The organism is Micromonospora sicca, assembly GCF_003172935.1.
GTDB classification, from domain to species: domain Bacteria; phylum Actinomycetota; class Actinomycetes; order Mycobacteriales; family Micromonosporaceae; genus Micromonospora; species Micromonospora sicca.
Map to the genome: position 1 here is coordinate 103,351 of NZ_QGKS01000187.1, position 16,082 is coordinate 119,432.

10 protein-coding genes are annotated in these 16,082 nt (G+C 69.3%); 4 read left to right on the forward strand and 6 right to left on the reverse strand.

Annotated features, from left to right (window positions below; genetic code table 11):
• The 6 genes from araB to DKT69_RS11595 all read right to left on the reverse strand — a co-directional run bounded on the left by araB (position 1) and on the right by DKT69_RS11595 (position 7,465).
• Positions 1 to 1,677, reverse strand: a complete 1,677-nt coding sequence (araB, locus tag DKT69_RS11570; RefSeq protein ID WP_109801567.1) for a ribulokinase — start codon at positions 1,675 to 1,677, stop codon at positions 1 to 3.
• Complete coding sequence (locus DKT69_RS11575) at positions 1,674 to 2,666, reverse strand: LacI family DNA-binding transcriptional regulator (RefSeq protein ID WP_109801568.1); 993 nt, start codon at positions 2,664 to 2,666, stop codon at positions 1,674 to 1,676. The genes araB and DKT69_RS11575 overlap by 4 nt, the downstream gene beginning before the upstream one ends.
• 23 nt (positions 2,667 to 2,689) lie before the next feature.
• The gene (yjfF, locus tag DKT69_RS11580) at positions 2,690 to 3,703 is read right to left on the reverse strand and encodes a galactofuranose ABC transporter, permease protein YjfF (RefSeq protein WP_109801569.1); all 1,014 of its coding nucleotides are present in this window, start codon (positions 3,701 to 3,703) and stop codon (positions 2,690 to 2,692) included.
• On the reverse strand, positions 3,700 to 4,740 hold the full coding sequence (locus tag DKT69_RS11585; RefSeq protein ID WP_309233938.1) for an ABC transporter permease: 1,041 nt from the start codon (positions 4,738 to 4,740) through the stop codon (positions 3,700 to 3,702). The genes yjfF and DKT69_RS11585 overlap by 4 nt, the downstream gene beginning before the upstream one ends.
• A 62-nt stretch (positions 4,741 to 4,802) precedes the next feature.
• Complete coding sequence (locus tag DKT69_RS11590; protein ID WP_201749591.1) at positions 4,803 to 6,368, reverse strand: sugar ABC transporter ATP-binding protein; 1,566 nt, start codon at positions 6,366 to 6,368, stop codon at positions 4,803 to 4,805.
• A gap of 116 nt (positions 6,369 to 6,484) precedes the next feature.
• Entirely contained in the window at positions 6,485 to 7,465 is a 981-nt protein-coding gene (locus DKT69_RS11595) for an ABC transporter substrate-binding protein (protein WP_109801571.1), read from the reverse strand.
• A 346-nt stretch (positions 7,466 to 7,811) separates the two neighbouring features.
• On the opposite strand from DKT69_RS11595, the gene DKT69_RS11600 reads away from it, so the two are divergent.
• The 4 genes from DKT69_RS11600 to DKT69_RS41615 form a co-directional block, all read left to right on the forward strand.
• Entirely contained in the window at positions 7,812 to 11,840 is a 4,029-nt protein-coding gene (locus DKT69_RS11600; protein ID WP_109801572.1) for a family 43 glycosylhydrolase, read from the forward strand.
• A 92-nt stretch (positions 11,841 to 11,932) separates the two neighbouring features.
• Positions 11,933 to 14,476, forward strand: coding sequence for an alpha-L-arabinofuranosidase family protein (locus DKT69_RS11605; RefSeq protein ID WP_109801573.1), 2,544 nt, complete (start codon positions 11,933 to 11,935; stop codon positions 14,474 to 14,476).
• An 11-nt stretch (positions 14,477 to 14,487) separates the two neighbouring features.
• Positions 14,488 to 15,960 (forward strand): family 43 glycosylhydrolase, encoded by a 1,473-nt coding sequence (locus DKT69_RS11610; RefSeq protein ID WP_109801574.1) that lies wholly within the window; start codon positions 14,488 to 14,490, stop codon positions 15,958 to 15,960.
• Positions 15,961 to 15,970: 10 nt separating this feature from the next.
• On the forward strand, positions 15,971 to 16,082 hold a 112-nt coding region (locus tag DKT69_RS41615; RefSeq protein ID WP_368666238.1), incomplete at its 3' end, for a twin-arginine translocation signal domain-containing protein.

Below are 16,082 nucleotides of genomic sequence, written 5' to 3' on the forward strand. Positions count from 1 at the left end.
TCAGGCCTCCTCTCGGCCGGCGGCGGCAGTGGCGGAACGGCGGATCTCCTTGAGCCGCTTCATCACCGGGTTCGCGCCTCGGCCGAAGTAGTCGTGCAGCACCAGGTACTCGGCGAACAACGCGTCGTAGGCGTTCGCCCGCTCCTCGTCGGGCACGTAGGCGCCCCGGGTGACCCGGCCCATCGCCTTGGCCGCGGTCGTGATGCCGGGGTACGCGCCCGCGGCCACCGCGGCGTGGATCGCCGAGCCGAGCGCGGGGCCCTGCTCGGACCCGAGGACCGACAGCGGCATCCGGGTCACGTCGGCGTAGATCTGCATGAGGAGGCGATTCTTGGTCAGGCCGCCGGCGATGATGAGTTCCTCGACCGGCACCCCGCTGTCGCGGAACGTCTCGAGGATCACCCTGGTGCCGTACGCGGTGGCCTCGAGCAGCGCGCGGTAGGTGTCCTCCGGGCGCGTCGCCAGTGTCTGCCCGACGACGACCCCGGAGAGCTCGTGGTCGACCAGGACCGACCGGTTGCCGCTGTGCCAGTCGAGCGCGAGGAGCCCGTGCGCCCCCACCGCCTGGCCGGCGGCCCGCTCGGTGAGCAGCTCGTGCACCGAGATGCCGCGCTCCTTCGCCTCGGCGGCGTACGCCGCCGGCACGCCCGTCCGGGTGAACCAGCCGAAGATGTCACCCACCCCGGACTGGCCGGCCTCGTAACCCCAGAGCCCCGGGATGATCCCGCCGTCCACGACGCCGCACATTCCCGGCACCTCCCGCAGGACGGTGCCGGACATGACGTGGCAGGTGGAGGTGCCCATGATCGCCACCATCTGGCCGGGTGCGGTCGCCTGGGCGGCGGGCGCGGTGACGTGGGCGTCGACGTTGCCGACGGCCACCGCGATGCCCTCGGGCAGGCCCGTCCAGGCTGCCGCCTGTGCGGTCAGCCGGCCGGCGGCCTCGCCGAGCTGGCCGATGGGGTGCTCGAGCTTGTCGACCACGAAGCGTGCGAAGCCGGGGTTGAGCTCGGCGAGGAACTCCGGTGACGGGTACTTCCCGTCCTGGAGGATGCCCTTGTATCCGGCGGTGCAGGCGTTGCGGACGTACCGGCCGCAGAGCTGCCACACGATCCAGTCCGCGGCCTCCACCCAGCGCTCGGTCGCGGCGTACACCTCCGGGTCCTCCTCGAGGACCTGGAGCGCCTTGGCGAACTCCCACTCGGAGGAGATCAGCCCGCCGTAGCGGGGCAACCAGGTCTCGCCGCGTCTGCGGGCCAGCTCGTTGACGCGGTCGGCCTGGCCCTGCGCGGCGTGGTGGCGCCACAGCTTGATGTAGGCGTGCGGCCGGTCGGCGTACTGCGGCAGCTCGGAGAGCGGCGTGCCGTCGGCAGTGGTGGGCAGCACGGTGCAGGCCGTGAAGTCGGTGGCGATGCCGATGACGTCGGCGGCGTCGATCCCGGCCTCCTGCACGGCCTGCGGCACCGCGACCTGGAGGACCTCGCGGTAGTCCTGGGGGACCTGCAGCGCCCACTCGGGCGGCAGCGCCCGACCGGAGGGCAGCGCGTCGGTCACCACGGCGTGCGGGTACTCGTGCATGGCCGACCCCAACTCGGCCCCGTCTGCCACTCGGACCACCAGGGCCCGTCCCGACAGGGTCCCGAAATCGACGCCCACCACGTACTTGTCGTTGCTCATGTGCTGGTCCTTGTCGGCGGGGCGGTGCTCTTGCGCACCACAAGCTTGGGAATGACCAACGGCGAGGGCTGGAGTTCGGTGCCCTTGATCGCCTGCGTGACGACCTCGATCGCCCGGCGACCGACGGCGTCGAAGTCCTGCTGGATCGTGGTCAGCGGCGGGATGAGGTAGGCCGCCTCGGGGACGTCGTCGAATCCGACGACGGAGATGTCGTCCGGCACCCGGCGGCCACACTCATGCAGCGCGCGGAGCACTCCGATCGCCATCTGATCGTTGGCGGCGAACACCGCGGTGGCGCCGGGCATCTCGCAGATCCGCTCGCCGGCGGTGTACCCGCTTTCCGAGCTCCAGTCGCCCCGCACCGGCTCCGCCGGCCGCAGTCCCGACTCGCTCATCGCCAGGCGCCAGCCCTCGACCCGGGCCCGGGCCTCCGCCCAGTTGAGCGGGCCGCTGACGTGCACGATCTCGCGGTGCCCGAGGCTCAGCAGGTGCTCCGTCGCCATCCGCGCGCCGCGCACCTGGTCCACCCCGACGGTCAGGGATGCCTTCGACAGGTCCCCCTCCACCACGACGAAGGGGACCCGAGCGGGTTGCATGCGAACCACCTCGAGCGCCTCGTCGTGGCCGGCGATCATCACGATGCCCTCCACGCCCACCCGCATGAGGTGCTCGGTGGCATCGCTGAGGGCCCGGCGCGTCACGTCCGACAGGCTCACCGAGGTCGCGAAGTAGCCCGCCTCGCGGGCGGCGTCCTCGACACTGCGGTGGATGCTCGTCGGACCGAAGAACGTCCTGGCGGTGCCGATGATGCCGATCATCCCGGAGCGTCCGCGCACCAGCGCGCGGGCGGCGATGTTGGGGCGGTAGCCCAGCCGCTCGATCGCCTGGAGCACCCGCTCCCTGGTCTCCGGCTTGATGCTGGGCGAACCGTTGATCACCCGGGACACGGTCTGGTGCGACACGCCCGCGAGTCGAGCGACATCCGCCATCACCGGCGCCCTGGAGGCAGCCGTCACGGCTGCCTCCGCATGAAGACCCTCTGCATCACGATGAAGAGGAGCAGCAGGGTTCCGATCGCTATCTTCGTCCACCACGAGCTCAGCGTGCCTTGAAACGAGATCAATGTCTGGATGACACCCAGGACCAGTACGCCGAGCAGTGAACCGAGGACGTAGCCGACGCCGCCGGAGAGCAGCGTGCCGCCGATGACGACGGAGGCGATGGCGTCCAGCTCCATGCCGACGGCGTGCAGCCCGTATCCGGAGAGCATGTAGAGGGAGAAGAGCAGACCGGCGATGGCGGAGCAGAGCCCGCTGATGACGTAGACGCCGATCTTGACCTTGGCGACGGGCAGGCCCATGAGCGTGGCCGAGCTCTCGCTGCCGCCGACCGCGTACGCCGTCCGCCCGAAGCGGGTCCGGTGCAGGACCCAGACCGCCACCGCCACGAGGGCCAGGGCGATCACCACACTCCACGTGATCGACACGTTCTGCGACAGCGGGATGGCGGCGGTGGCGAAGCTGCGGAAGGTCGGGTCCTTGATCGAGATCGACTCGACGCCGACGACGAAGCACAGCCCCCGGGCGAGGAACATGCCGGCGAGCGTGACGATGAACGGCTGGATCTCGAAGTAGTGGATGACCAGGCCCATGAGCAGGCCGAGCGTCGACCCCATGAGCAGCACCAGCAGCACCACGAGCGGCGCCGGGAGTCCGGCCCGCAGGCTGGCCGCCGCCACCATCGTGGACAGCGCGACCACCGCGCCCACCGACAGGTCGATGCCGCCGGTGACGATGACGAAGGTCATGCCGACCGCGATGACGATGAGGAACGCGTTGTCGATGAACAGGTTCGCCACGACCTGCCCGGAGGTGAACCCCTCGTAGCGGGCGGCACCGACCCCGAAGAGGAGGACGAAGAGCACGAAGGTGGCGATCACGGGCACGACCCGACCGGGAACGGACCGGCCGCGCAGAATCGCCCCGAGCGGGGCCTTGCCCTTGACCGGCGTTGCTGACGTCGTCATGACTGGGCCACCTTCTCCACCATGGATGCGGTCGGGGTCTGGGCGTGCTGCGCGGCCGCCGGCTCAGCGTCGGAAACGGGCCGGGCGGGACGCCGCGGGGTGCGCCGTAGCAGGACGGCCCGCACCTTGGGCGCCTGCAGGAGGCACACGGCGATGACGACGACGGCCTTGAAGACGAGGGTGATCTCCGGCGCGATGCCCATGCTGTACACCGTCGTGGTGAGCGTCTGGATGATGAGCGCGCCGAGCAGGGTCCCGGCCAGGCTGTAGCGGCCGCCGGCCAGGGAGGTGCCGCCGATAACGACCGCCAGGATGGCGTCCATCTCGATCCAGAGGCCGGCGTTGTTCGCGTCGGCAGCGCTGACGTTCGAGCTGATCATGAGGCCGGCGATGCCCGCGCAGATCGCCGCGAACACGTAGACGGTCCACCGGATCGTGCGCGAGCGCAGGCCGGCGAGCCGGCTGGCCTCCGGGTTGATGCCGACCGACTCGATCAGCAGGCCCAGGGCCGTCTTCCTCGTGACGATGGCGACGAGCACGAACACGGCCACCGCGATGAGGATCGAGACGGGCAGCAACAGGAAGCCTGCGCCGACGGTGCGGAACGTGGGGTTGCGGACCGTGATGATCTGGCCGTCGGTGATCAGCATGGCGATGCCCCGGCCGGCCGTCATGAGGACGAGCGTCGCGATGATCGGCTGAATGCGGAGGGCGGCGACGAGGAAGCCGTTCCACAGGCCGAGGACGGCGCACAGGGCGAGCGCCAGTCCCATGCCGACAAAGGCGGCCTTGGCGCTGGTGGGATCGCCCGCGCCCACGATCGAAGAGCAGGCGACGGCACCGGCGATGGCGACGACCGCGCCCACGGACAGGTCGATCCCCCGGGTGGCGATCACCAGGCACATGCCCAGGGCGATGAGCAGGGTCGGCGCGCCGTTCTTGAGGATGTCGACGAGGCTCCCGTACAGGTGGCCATCCTGGAAACGCAGGGCCAGGAAGGACGGGCGGACGACCGCGTTGGCCGCCAGCAGCACCACGAGGGCCACCAGGGGCCAGAGCAGAGGGCTGCTGCGGAAGCGGTCCAGGGGGCGCGTCGACGTCATGCCGCCACCGCCTCGGAGCGCTCGTCCACGTGGGCGATGAGCCGCATGATGTCGTCCACGGTCGCATGCTGGTCGAGCTCGGCGATCTTGCTGCGGTCCTTCATCACCACGACGCGGTGGCTCAGGCGCGCGACCTCCTCGAGTTCGGCGGAGATGTAGACCACGGCCATGCCTTCCTGGGCGAGCTCGGCGACGAGCTTCTGGATCTGGGTCTTGGCCCCGATGTCGATGCCGCGGGTGGGCTCGTCGAGGATGAGCACCTTCGGTTTGGTGATCAGCCAGCGGGCGAGCAGCACCTTCTGCTGGTTGCCCCCGGACAGCTTGCCCACGAGCGCGTCGGGGTCCGCCGGCCTGATGTCCAGCGCCTTGATCCACTTCTCGACCAGCTGGTCCTTGGTCTTACGCGGAATGGGCCGGGCCCAGCCGTTGGCCGCCTGCATCGCCAGGATGAGGTTGTCGCGGATGCTGAGGTCGGCCACCACCCCCTCGCCCTTTCGGTCCTCTGAACAGTAGGCGATCCCGGCCGCGATGGCCGCGCGCGGGCTGCGCAGGTGCAGGGCCTTGCCGTCGATGCGCACCTGGCCGCTGTCCGGGCGGTCCGCCCCGAAGAGCAGCCGCGCCAGCTCGGTACGACCGGAACCGAGGAGTCCGGCCAGGCCGACCACCTCACCGCGGTTGATCTGGAGGTCGAACGGCGCGACCGAGCCCTTGCGGCCGACTCCGGTGGCCTGCAGCACGGGGACGGTGGAGGCCTCCTCGCCGGCCTGTCCGGCGAGCCGCTCCACCTCCGCCAACGCGCCGAGTTCGCGACCGATCATGAGGGAGACCAGGTCGAGTCGGCTGAGGTCGGCGGTGAGGTGCTCCCCCACCAGCCGCCCGTTGCGCAGCACCGTCATGCGGTCGGAGATCTCGTAGACCTGCTCGAGAAAGTGCGACACGAAGAGGATGGCGACTCCCCGGTCCCGCAGGACGCGCATGATCCGGAAGAGCTCGGCGACCTCGTCCTGATCCAGACTGGAGGTCGGTTCGTCGAGGATGAGGACCTTGGCGTCCACGGCCACCGCGCGGGCGATCGCCACGAGCTGCTGGATGGCGATGGGATGCTCGGCGAGGACGGAGCCGGGGTCGATGTGCAGCCCCATGTCGGCGAGCAGCTCCGCCGCCCGGGCTCGGCAGGCCCGCCCGTCGACGGCGCCGAACCGCCGCGGCTCACGACCGAGCAGGATGTTCTCGGCGACGGTGAGGTTCGGGCAGAGGTTCACCTCCTGGTAAACCGTGCTGATCCCCGAGTCCTGAGCGTCGGCGGGGCCGGAGAACGAGACCTCACGACCGTCCAGCAGGGTGACTCCGGCGGTCGGGGTGTACACGCCCGTCAACGCCTTGATGAGGGTCGACTTGCCGGCGCCGTTCTCTCCCATGAGGGCGTGCACCTCGCCGGGGAGAAGTCGGAAGTCCACCTCCTGCAGGGCTTTCACGCCTGGGAACTCCACCGAGATCCCACGCATCTGCACCACCGCGGCCCGTCCGGCCTCACGCGGTGCCTGCTTCGCGTCCACCGACATGGTGGTCCTCCATCACTTGCTACGAGCCGTCGCCGACGGGGCGGCCGGATGCTGGGGCTGGACACCCCGCCACCCGTTAGGACGGCGGGGTGTGCCAATCAGGATATCGACCGGTCTCAGTACTTGCGGTTGGGCAGCTCGGTCTTCGCCTGCTCCTGGGTGAACGTCGTCTCCTCCGTCACCACGCGCTGCGGCACCTGCTCGCCCTTGACGACCTTCTTGGCGAGGTCCATCAGCTGGGGGCCGAGGAGCGGGTTGCACTCGACGATGTAGTTGATCTTGCCGTCGGCGAGCGCCTGCATCCCGTCGTGCACCGCATCGACGGTGATGATCTTGATGTCGACACCGGGCTTCTTGCCGGCCGCCTCGATGGCCTCGATGGCGCCCAGGCCCATGTCGTCGTTGTGGGCGTAGACCACGTCGATCTTCGGGTTGGACTTGAGGAAGGCCTCCATGACCTGCTTGCCACCGGATCGGGTGAAGTCACCGGTCTGCGAGGCGATCACCTTGATCTGCGGGGCCGACTTGATGACGTCGGCGAAGCCCTTCTGGCGGTCGATGGCGGGGGCGGCGCCGGTCGTGCCCTGCAGCTCGACGACGTTGACCTGACTCTTGCCCTCCGAGTCCTTGACCAGCCACTCGCCGGCCTTCTTGCCCTCCTCGATGAAGTCGGACCCGAGGAAGGTCTTGTAGAGCGAGGTGTCCTGGGAGTCGACCGCGCGGTCGGTGAGGATCACCGGGATGTTGGCCCGCTTGGCCTCGAGCAGCACCGCGTCCCAACCGGTCTCGACCACGGGGCTGAAGGCGATGACGTCGACCTTCTGCTGGATGTAGCTGCGGATCGCCTTGATCTGGTTCTCCTGCTTCTGCTGCGCGTCGGAGAACTTGAGGTCGATGCCGGCCTCCTTGGCCGACTCCTGAACCGACTTGGTGTTGGCGGTACGCCAACCGGACTCGGCACCGACCTGGGCGAAGCCCACGGTGATCTTGTCGCTGCCGCTGTTGCCTCCGCCGGACGCGGACGAATTTCCGCCGCATGCCGTGAGGCCTACGGCCAGCACCATGCCGGCGACGGCCGTGAGGAACTTCTTCGACATTGGACTTTCCTCCAACTTTCTGACGCCTTGCTGGGCCCGTGCGGCGGCCGGCTCCTGGCTCATCGCCTTGGCAGCCACTGCCCATCTGGCCGGAAGTGTGAGCGCTAACATACAGTGGTGTCAACCCCCCATGTCGTTCTTGTCAACGCCAGATGTCATTGCAGGTAGAGGGGATTGACAGGGCCTGATGAGGCCGCTTATGTTAGCGCTAACTTCTCGGCTTGTTAACGCTCACATGCGTTGCCGAGCGCCCGGGCGGGGGCACCAACTGCCCCCGAGAACGCCCCGGCCACGCCAACCAACCGCCCTGCCCGACCTCGGCAGAATCCCTGGAGGAAGCCCGGCAATGTCCCTGTCCTTCTCCCGCCCGGCGCACCGCGCCCGGCCTCTGCTCGCCGGCCTGGCCGCGCTGGTCACCGGACTGGCCGGCGTCGTCAGCCTGGCTACGCCCGCGGCGGCCACTGTCGACGACGGGCTGGTCCTGCACTACGACCTCACTCAGGCCAGCGGCACGACCGTGACCGACAGCTCGGGCCACGGGCGCAACGGCACGCTCAGCGGCGACGCGAGCTGGCAGGGCGCGGACGGCCTGCGCCTCGGCGGCACGAACGGCCACGTCCGACTGCCCAACGACGTCCTGCGGGGCCTCACCGACGTCACCGTCTCGGTGCAGGTCAACATGGCGTCGGACCAGGCGACGCCGTACGTCATCTGGGGCCTGGGGAACACCGGCTCCGACGGCGTCGGTAACGGCTACCTGTTCACCACCGGCAACGCCTTCCGCGCCTCCATCGCCAGTGGCAACTGGTCCACCGAGCAGACCGTGACCACGGGCCGCAACCTCAGCCGCGGCAGTTGGCGCACCCTCACCTACGCCCTCGGCGGCGGCACCGCCGTGCTCTACGAGGACGGGGTCGAGGTCGCCCGCAAGACCGGCATCACGCTGACCCCCGGCTCGATCGGCGGCGGCACCACCAGGGCCAACTACCTCGGCCGCTCGGTCTACACCTCGGACAAGTACCTCAAGGGACAGGTCCGCGACTTCCGCATCTACGACCGGGCGGTGAGCGCCGAGGAAGCGCACGCCCTCGGGGAACAGACCGCTTCCGGACGGGCTGCGGCGGATGCGGCGGCCTTGGACCTCGGCGACACCACCGCGGTGACGGAGAACCTCACCCTGCCCACCCAGGCCGCCGGGGGCTCCACGGTGACCTGGTCCTCCAGCAACCCGGCCGTCGTGTCGGACGCCGGTGTGGTCACCCGGCCCGCCCCCGGCACCGGCAACGCGACCGTCACGCTGACCGCCGCCGTGTCCTACGCCGGCTTCACGGTCAGCCGAGCCTTCGCGGTCACGGTGGTCGAGGACATCACCGATCAGGAAAAGGTCGACAACGCCCTCGCGGCCATCGTCATCCACGACCAGAACGCCGTCCGCGGCAACCTCACGCTGCCCACCAAGGGCGCCCGCGACGTCGCGCTGACCTGGACCGCCAAGGACCCCGACGCCATGACCAGCACGGGCGAGGTGACCCGCCCGCCGTACGGGTCGAGCCCGGTCAGGGCCCGGCTCGGCGTGCGAGCGACCAAGGGCGCGGCGAGCGCGGTCCGCAACGTCAGCCTGACCGTTTTGCCGCTGCCGAAGAAGGAGCCGCTCGAGGGGTACGCCTTCGCGTACTTCACCGGCGAGGGCACCGCCGACGGCGAGCAGATCTACTTCGCGGCGAGCCGCGGCAACGACCCGCTCAAGTACGACGAGCTCAACGGCGGCCGCCCCGTCCTCACCTCCACGGAGGGCGACAAGGGGGTGCGGGACCCGTTCATCATCCGCAGCCCGGAGGGCGACAAGTTCTACCTCATCGCCACCGACCTCAAGATCAACGGCAACGGCGACTGGGACGCGAGCCAGCGCACCGGCAGCAAGTACATCGAGGTCTGGGAGTCGACCGACCTGGTGAACTGGTCGCAGCAGCGGCACGTGCGGGTCGCCCCCGACACGGCCGGCAACACCTGGGCCCCGGAGGCCTACTACGACGACAGCATCGGCGCCTACGTGGTGTTCTGGGCCTCCAAGCTCTACACCCCGGAGGACACCGCCCACACCGGCAACACGTACAACCGCATGCTGTACGTGACCACGCGCGACTTCCGGACCTTCAGCGAGCCCAAGGTATGGGTCGACCCCGGCTACTCCGTGATCGACCCGACCGTCATCAAGCACAACGGCAGCTACTACCGCTTCACCAAGGACGAGCGGAACAACACCTCCAGCACCCCGTGCAGCAAGTTCATCCTGGAGCAGAAGTCCACCGACCTGCGCAGCACCAACTGGGACTTCGTCCGGGACTGCATCGGCAAGGCGACGGCCACCTCCCCGGGCATCTCGCAAGGTGAGGGCCCGACGGTGTTCAAGAGCAACACCGAGGACAAGTGGTACGTGTTCATCGACGAGTTCGGCGGGCGCGGCTACGTACCGTTCGAAACCACCGACCTCGACAGCGGAACGTTCACCATGTCGACCGGCTACGACCTGCCGGCGCACCCGCGACACGGCACCGTCCTGCCGGTCACCAAGGCCGAGCTCGACCGGCTCCACCAGGGCCCGACGCCCGCACCGACGACCAAGAAGGGCGTCATCGCGGACTACCGCCTCGGCGGCGGGACCGGCACGACCGTGGCCGACAGCGCCGGCAACGCCCAGGATGCGGTCCTGCACGGCGGCGTCACCCGCTCGGACGACGGTATGGTCTTCAACGGGACCGACGGCTACCTGAAGCTGCCGAACAACCTGCTGACCGGCCTGGCGGACGCCAGCGTCTCCGCCCAGGTCTGGGTCGACCCGGCGCAGGCCACCCCGTACTTCATCTGGGGCATGGGAAACAGCACGAACGGGTCCGGCAACGGTTACCTGTTCACCACCGGCAACTCCTACCGCACCGCCATCGCCAGCGGAAACTGGACCACCGAGCAGAACACCGACGCCGCGCGCGACCTCAGCCGGGGCGGCTGGCACACCCTCACCTACACGCTCTCCGGTGGGGTGGCCCGGCTCTATGACAACGGCGTCGAGGTGGCGAAGAACAGCGCGGTCACCACCAAGCCGGGGGACCTCGGCGGCGGCATCACGACCGCCAACTACCTGGGCCGCTCGCTCTACTCCGGCGACCGCTACTTCAACGGCGCGATGCGCAGCTTCACGCTGTGGAACCGCGGCCTGTCGGCCAAGGAGGTGCTCTCCCTCCCCGGCAACGAGACCGCCATCGGCTCGGTGAAGCTGGACTCCCTCAAGGTCCCGGCCATCATCAACAGCGACACGAACACCGTCACCCTGCCCGTCAAGCCGGGTACCGACGTGCGAGCGCTGGCGCCCGTCCTCGGGGTCGGCGGCGAGGCTCGCGTCACGCCGGGCAACGGCTCGACGCAGGACTTCACGAATCCGGTGACCTACCGGGTCACCGGCGAGGACGGCAGCAGCCGGGCCTGGACCGTGAAGGCCGCCGTCATGAACAGCCCGGTCCTGCCCGGCTACAACGCGGACCCGAACATCGTGCGCTTCGGCGACACGTACTACGTCTACGCGACGACCGACGGCTACCCGGGCTGGTCCAGCACCACGTTCAAGACCTGGTCGAGCAAGGACCTGGTGCACTGGACCGAGCACCCGACCATCCTCGACCTCGGACCGGACGTGTCGTGGGCCGATGGGCGGGCCTGGGCGCCGGCCGCGATGGAGAAGAACGGGAAGTACTACCTGTACTTCTGCGCCGACGCCAAGATCGGCGTGGCGGTGTCCGACTCGCCCACCGGCCCGTTCGTCGACGCTCTCGGCAAGCCACTCGTCGCGTCGAACCCGAACGGCGGCCAGGCGATCGACCCCGCCGTCTTCACCGATGACGACGGCCAGAGCTACCTGTACTGGGGCAATGGCAACGCGTACGTGGTGCCGCTCAACGCGGACATGACTTCGTTCGATCCGGCGAGGGTCAAGCGCATCACCGGCCTGACCAACTTCCGCGAGGGCCTCTTCATGGCCAAGCGGGGCAGCACCTACTACCTCAGCTGGTCGATCGACGACACCCGGAGCGAGAACTACCGCGTCGGCTATGCCACCGCGACGAGCCCGATGGCCGACGGCCTGGTCAACCGAGGCGAGATCCTCATCAAGGACGTCAGCCTCGGCATCCTCGGCACCGGGCACCACAGCATGATCCAGGTGCCGGGCACCGACGACTGGTACATCGCGTACCACCGCTTCGCCATCCCTGGCGGAGACGGCACGCACCGCGAGGTCACCATCGACCGTCTCCGCTTCAACCCCGACGGCACCATCGCCAAGGTCGTCCCCACGCTGGAGAGCGTCCCGCCGCTGGCGCCCTGACTCTCCTGGAGGCGGACGCCACGGCGCCTCGCGGCGTCCGCCTCGCCCGCACCGATCACCACATCCACCCGTCACAGGGAGGCTTATCCCCCATGCGCACCCACCGCCTCGCCGCGGGCCTGGTCGCCGGACTCGTCGGGACCGCGCTGTACGCGAGCGCCCCGGCCCTCGGTGCCGCGACGCCCGCAGCCCTCGACTACACGATCAACGTGGACGCCAACGGCGCCGGCCCGGCCATCGACCCGGCCATGTACGGCGTCTTCTTCGAGGACATCAACCGGGCCGCCGACGGCGGCCTCTACGCCGAGCTCGTGCAGAACCGCTCCTTCGAGTACCTGCCGGTCGACAACGGCTCCTACACCGGCCTCACCTCGTGGAGCGCCGTCTCCTCCGCTGGCGGCAGCGGCACCATCGCCACCGTGAACGACGAGGCCCGTCTCAACGAGCGCAACCGCACCTACCTCAAGATGACGCTCAGCAACGCCGGCGCCGGCACCTACGGCGTGATGAACTCCGGCTACAACACCGGCATCGCGGTCGAGGCCGGCAAGACCTACGACTTCTCCGTCTGGGCCCGGACCGATGCCGCAGACGGCACCCCCCTCACCGTCACGCTGCGCAACCAGGCCGGGATAGCCACCTACGCCGCCCCGGTCCAGCTGACGGTCCAGGGTGACACCTGGCGCAAGTACACGGGTACGTTCGTGGCCACCGGCACCACCGACGCCGCCCGCCTCGCCGTGGAGGCCGGGGGTACCGGAACCGTGCGCCTCGACATGGTCTCGCTCTTCCCCCGGGACACCTTCAAGGGCCACCCCAACGGCCTGCGCAAGGACCTGGCGGAGAAGATCGCCGCTCTCAAGCCGGGCTTCGTCCGCTTCCCCGGCGGGTGCCTGGTCAACACCGGCAGCATGTACGGCTACACGGCCGAGGACGGCTACCAGCGCGCCCGCTCGTACCAGTGGAAGGACACCATCGGCCCGGTCGAGGAGCGCGCCACCAACAAGAACTTCTGGGGCTACAACCAGTCCTACGGCCTTGGCTACTACGAGTACTTCCAGTTCTCCGAGGACCTCGGCGCCAAGCCGGTGCCCGTCGTGCCGGCGCTGGTCACCGGCTGCGGCCAGAACCGCGCCGTCGACGACGACGCGCTGCTGCAGCGGCACATCCAGGACACCCTCGACCTCATCGAGTTCGCCAACGGCGCGGCCACGTCCACGTGGGGCGCCAAGCGGGCGGCCATGGGCCACCCGGAGCCGTTCGGCCTCGACCGCATCGAGGTCGGCAATGAGGAGAACCTTCCCGATGCCTTCATGACCCGCTTCGTAAAGTTCCGCGACGCGATCAAGGCGAAGTACCCGAACATCACCGTCATCAGCAACTCCGGGCCGGACGACACCGGCGTCACCTTCGACCGGGCCTGGGACCTCAACCGGGCCAACGGCGTGGAGATGGTCGACGAGCACTACTACAACAGCCCGGAATGGTTCCTGCAGAACAACAAGCGCTACGACGGCTACGACCGCTCCGGTGCGAAGGTCTGGCTCGGCGAGTACGCCTCGCAGGACAACAAGCTCTACAACGCGCTGACCGAGGGCGCGTACATGACGGGCCTGGAGCGCAACGCCGACGTCGTGAAGATGGCCTCCTACGCTCCCCTGCTCGCCAACATCGACTACGTCCAGTGGCGGCCGGACATGATCTGGTTCGACAACGACCAGTCGTGGGGCTCCGCCAACTACGAGGTGCAGAAGCTCTTCATGAGCAACGTCGGCGACCAGGTCGTCCCGAGCACCTCCGCCGGCGCGGTGAAGACCCCCTCGCCGGTCACCGGCGCGATCGGGCTGTCCACCTGGCGGACCGCCGCGAAGTACGACGACGTCGTGGTCACCGGCGCCGACGGCACGCCCCTGTTCAATGACGATTTCTCCAACGGTGCCGGTCAGTGGACCCCGCTCACCGGGCTCGGCAGCTGGGCGGTGCAGGACGGCGCGTACGTCCAGTCCAGCACCACGGCGGAGAACACCATGGTGAAGGCGGGCGACGTGAACTGGCACGACTACGACCTGAACGTGAAGGCCACCAAGATTTCCGGCGCCGAGGGCTTCCTGGTCGGCTTCGGGGTCAAGGACACCGGCAACTACTACTGGTGGAACCTCGGCGGTTGGAACAACACCCAGGGCGCGGTGGAGAAGGCCGTCAACGGCGGGAAGACCACGCTGATCGCCAAGCCCAACACCATCGAGACCGGCCGCACCTACGACGTCAAGGTCCAGATCCGCGGCACCAAGGTGACGCTGCTGCTCGACGGCCAGGTCTGGGGCAGCTTCGACGACAACGCCGTCACCGAGCCGTTCGCCCAGGTGGTCACCCGGGACGTCGCCGCGAAGCAGCTGATCATCAAGGTCGTCAACGCCCAGGACGCCCCGGCCCGCACCACCATCAACCTCGGTGCTGGCGCCCGGGTCGTGAACAAGGCGGAGATGACCGTCATCAGCGGCGACCCGCAGCAGCTGAACACCCGCACCGCGCAGCCGATCAAGCCGGTGACCAGCACGATCAAGGGTGTCGCACCCACCTTCACCCGCACCTTCGAGCCGAACTCGGTGACGTTCATCCGAGTTCAGACCAAGTAGGAGCAGCACCGATGAGCATGCACCTCACCCGACGTAACCTCCTGCGCGGCGGCCTCGGCGTGGCGGCGGCAGGGCTGGTCCTGCCCGCCACGGCCCGCGGCGCCTGGGCGGCGCCGGCGCCCGGGCCCACGGACGCCGAGATCTACGGCGCCCCGACCACCAGCCCGCTAATGTGGCAGCGGGCCGACCCGTTCGTCACGCCGCGCACCGACGGCCTCTACTACTTCACCGCCTCCGTGCCGGAGTACGACCGGCTCATCGTCCGCGCCTCGCCCACGATCGAGGGGCTGGGCAGCGCCGCCGAGACGGTCGTCTGGCGGCGGCCGACCAGCGGGAAGATGGGCGGCCACATCTGGGCGCCGGAACTGCACCGGATCGACGGCCGCTGGTACATCTACTTCGCCGCCGGCGACTCCGACAACGTCTTCCGGATTCGGATGTACGTCATCGAGTCCATCGCCGCCGACCCCCGCGACGTCAGCGGCTGGTCGTCCCCGCGGCAGATCGTCACGCCGTGGGACAGCTTCGCGCTCGACTCCACCACCTTCGAGCACGACGGCCAGCGCTACCTCGTCTGGGCGCAGAGCGAGCCGGAGATCAACGCCAACAGCAGCCTCTACATCGCGCGGATGACCTCGCCGTTCAGCATCACCGGCACCCCGGCGCGGATCGCCACCCCGACGAAGTCGTGGGAGGTCCAGGGCTTCCGGGTCAACGAGGGCCCGGCGGTGATCAAGCGCAACGGCCGGATCTTCATGACGTTCTCGGCCAGCGCCACCGACGCCCGCTACTGCATGGGCCTGCTCACCGCCGACGACCGCGCGAACCTGCTCGACCCGGCCACCTGGAGCAAGAGCGCGGACCCGATCTTCACCACGAACGAGCAGACGAAGCAGTACGGCCCGGGTCACAACAGCTTCACCGTGGCCGAGGACGGCGAGACCGACGTGATGGTGTACCACGCCCGCGACTACCGGGACATCGTGGGCGACCCGCTCTACGACCCCAACCGGCACGCCCGCGCGCAGCGCCTCTACTGGCACGAGGACGGCACTCCCCTCTTCGGGGTGCCGGTCGGCAAGGGCGGGCCGATCCTGCGGCTGTCGCCGGCAGACGCCTCGTCCACCTTCGTGCGCCACTTCGCGTACGTGCTGCGCGTCAACCCGGCGGGGCGGGAACTCGCCGACACCCAGTTCCGGTTCGTTCCCGGGCTGGCCGGCGGGGGCACCGTGTCGATCCAGTCGGTGAACTTCCCGGACCGCTACTGGCGGGTGGTGGACGGCACGAGCCTGCGGATCGACCCGGTGGAGGACGGCAGCGCGTACGCGGCGCAGGCCAGCTTCCGCCGGATCCCGGGCCTGGCGAACAGCAACGGGATCTCGCTGGAGCTGTCCGACCGTCCTGGCGTGTACGTCCGCCACGACAAGGGCAGCCTCACGGTCGGCAAGCCGTCCGGTTCCAAGTCGACGTTCTGGCTGAGCTGAGGGAGACGTCATGGCCACTCTGGACCGACGCGGTTTCCTCCGCGCCGCAGGGCTGGTCGGCGCCGCGCCGCTGTTGTCCCCGTTCGCGGGCACGGCAGCGGCCTCGGCGAGCGCCGCCACCC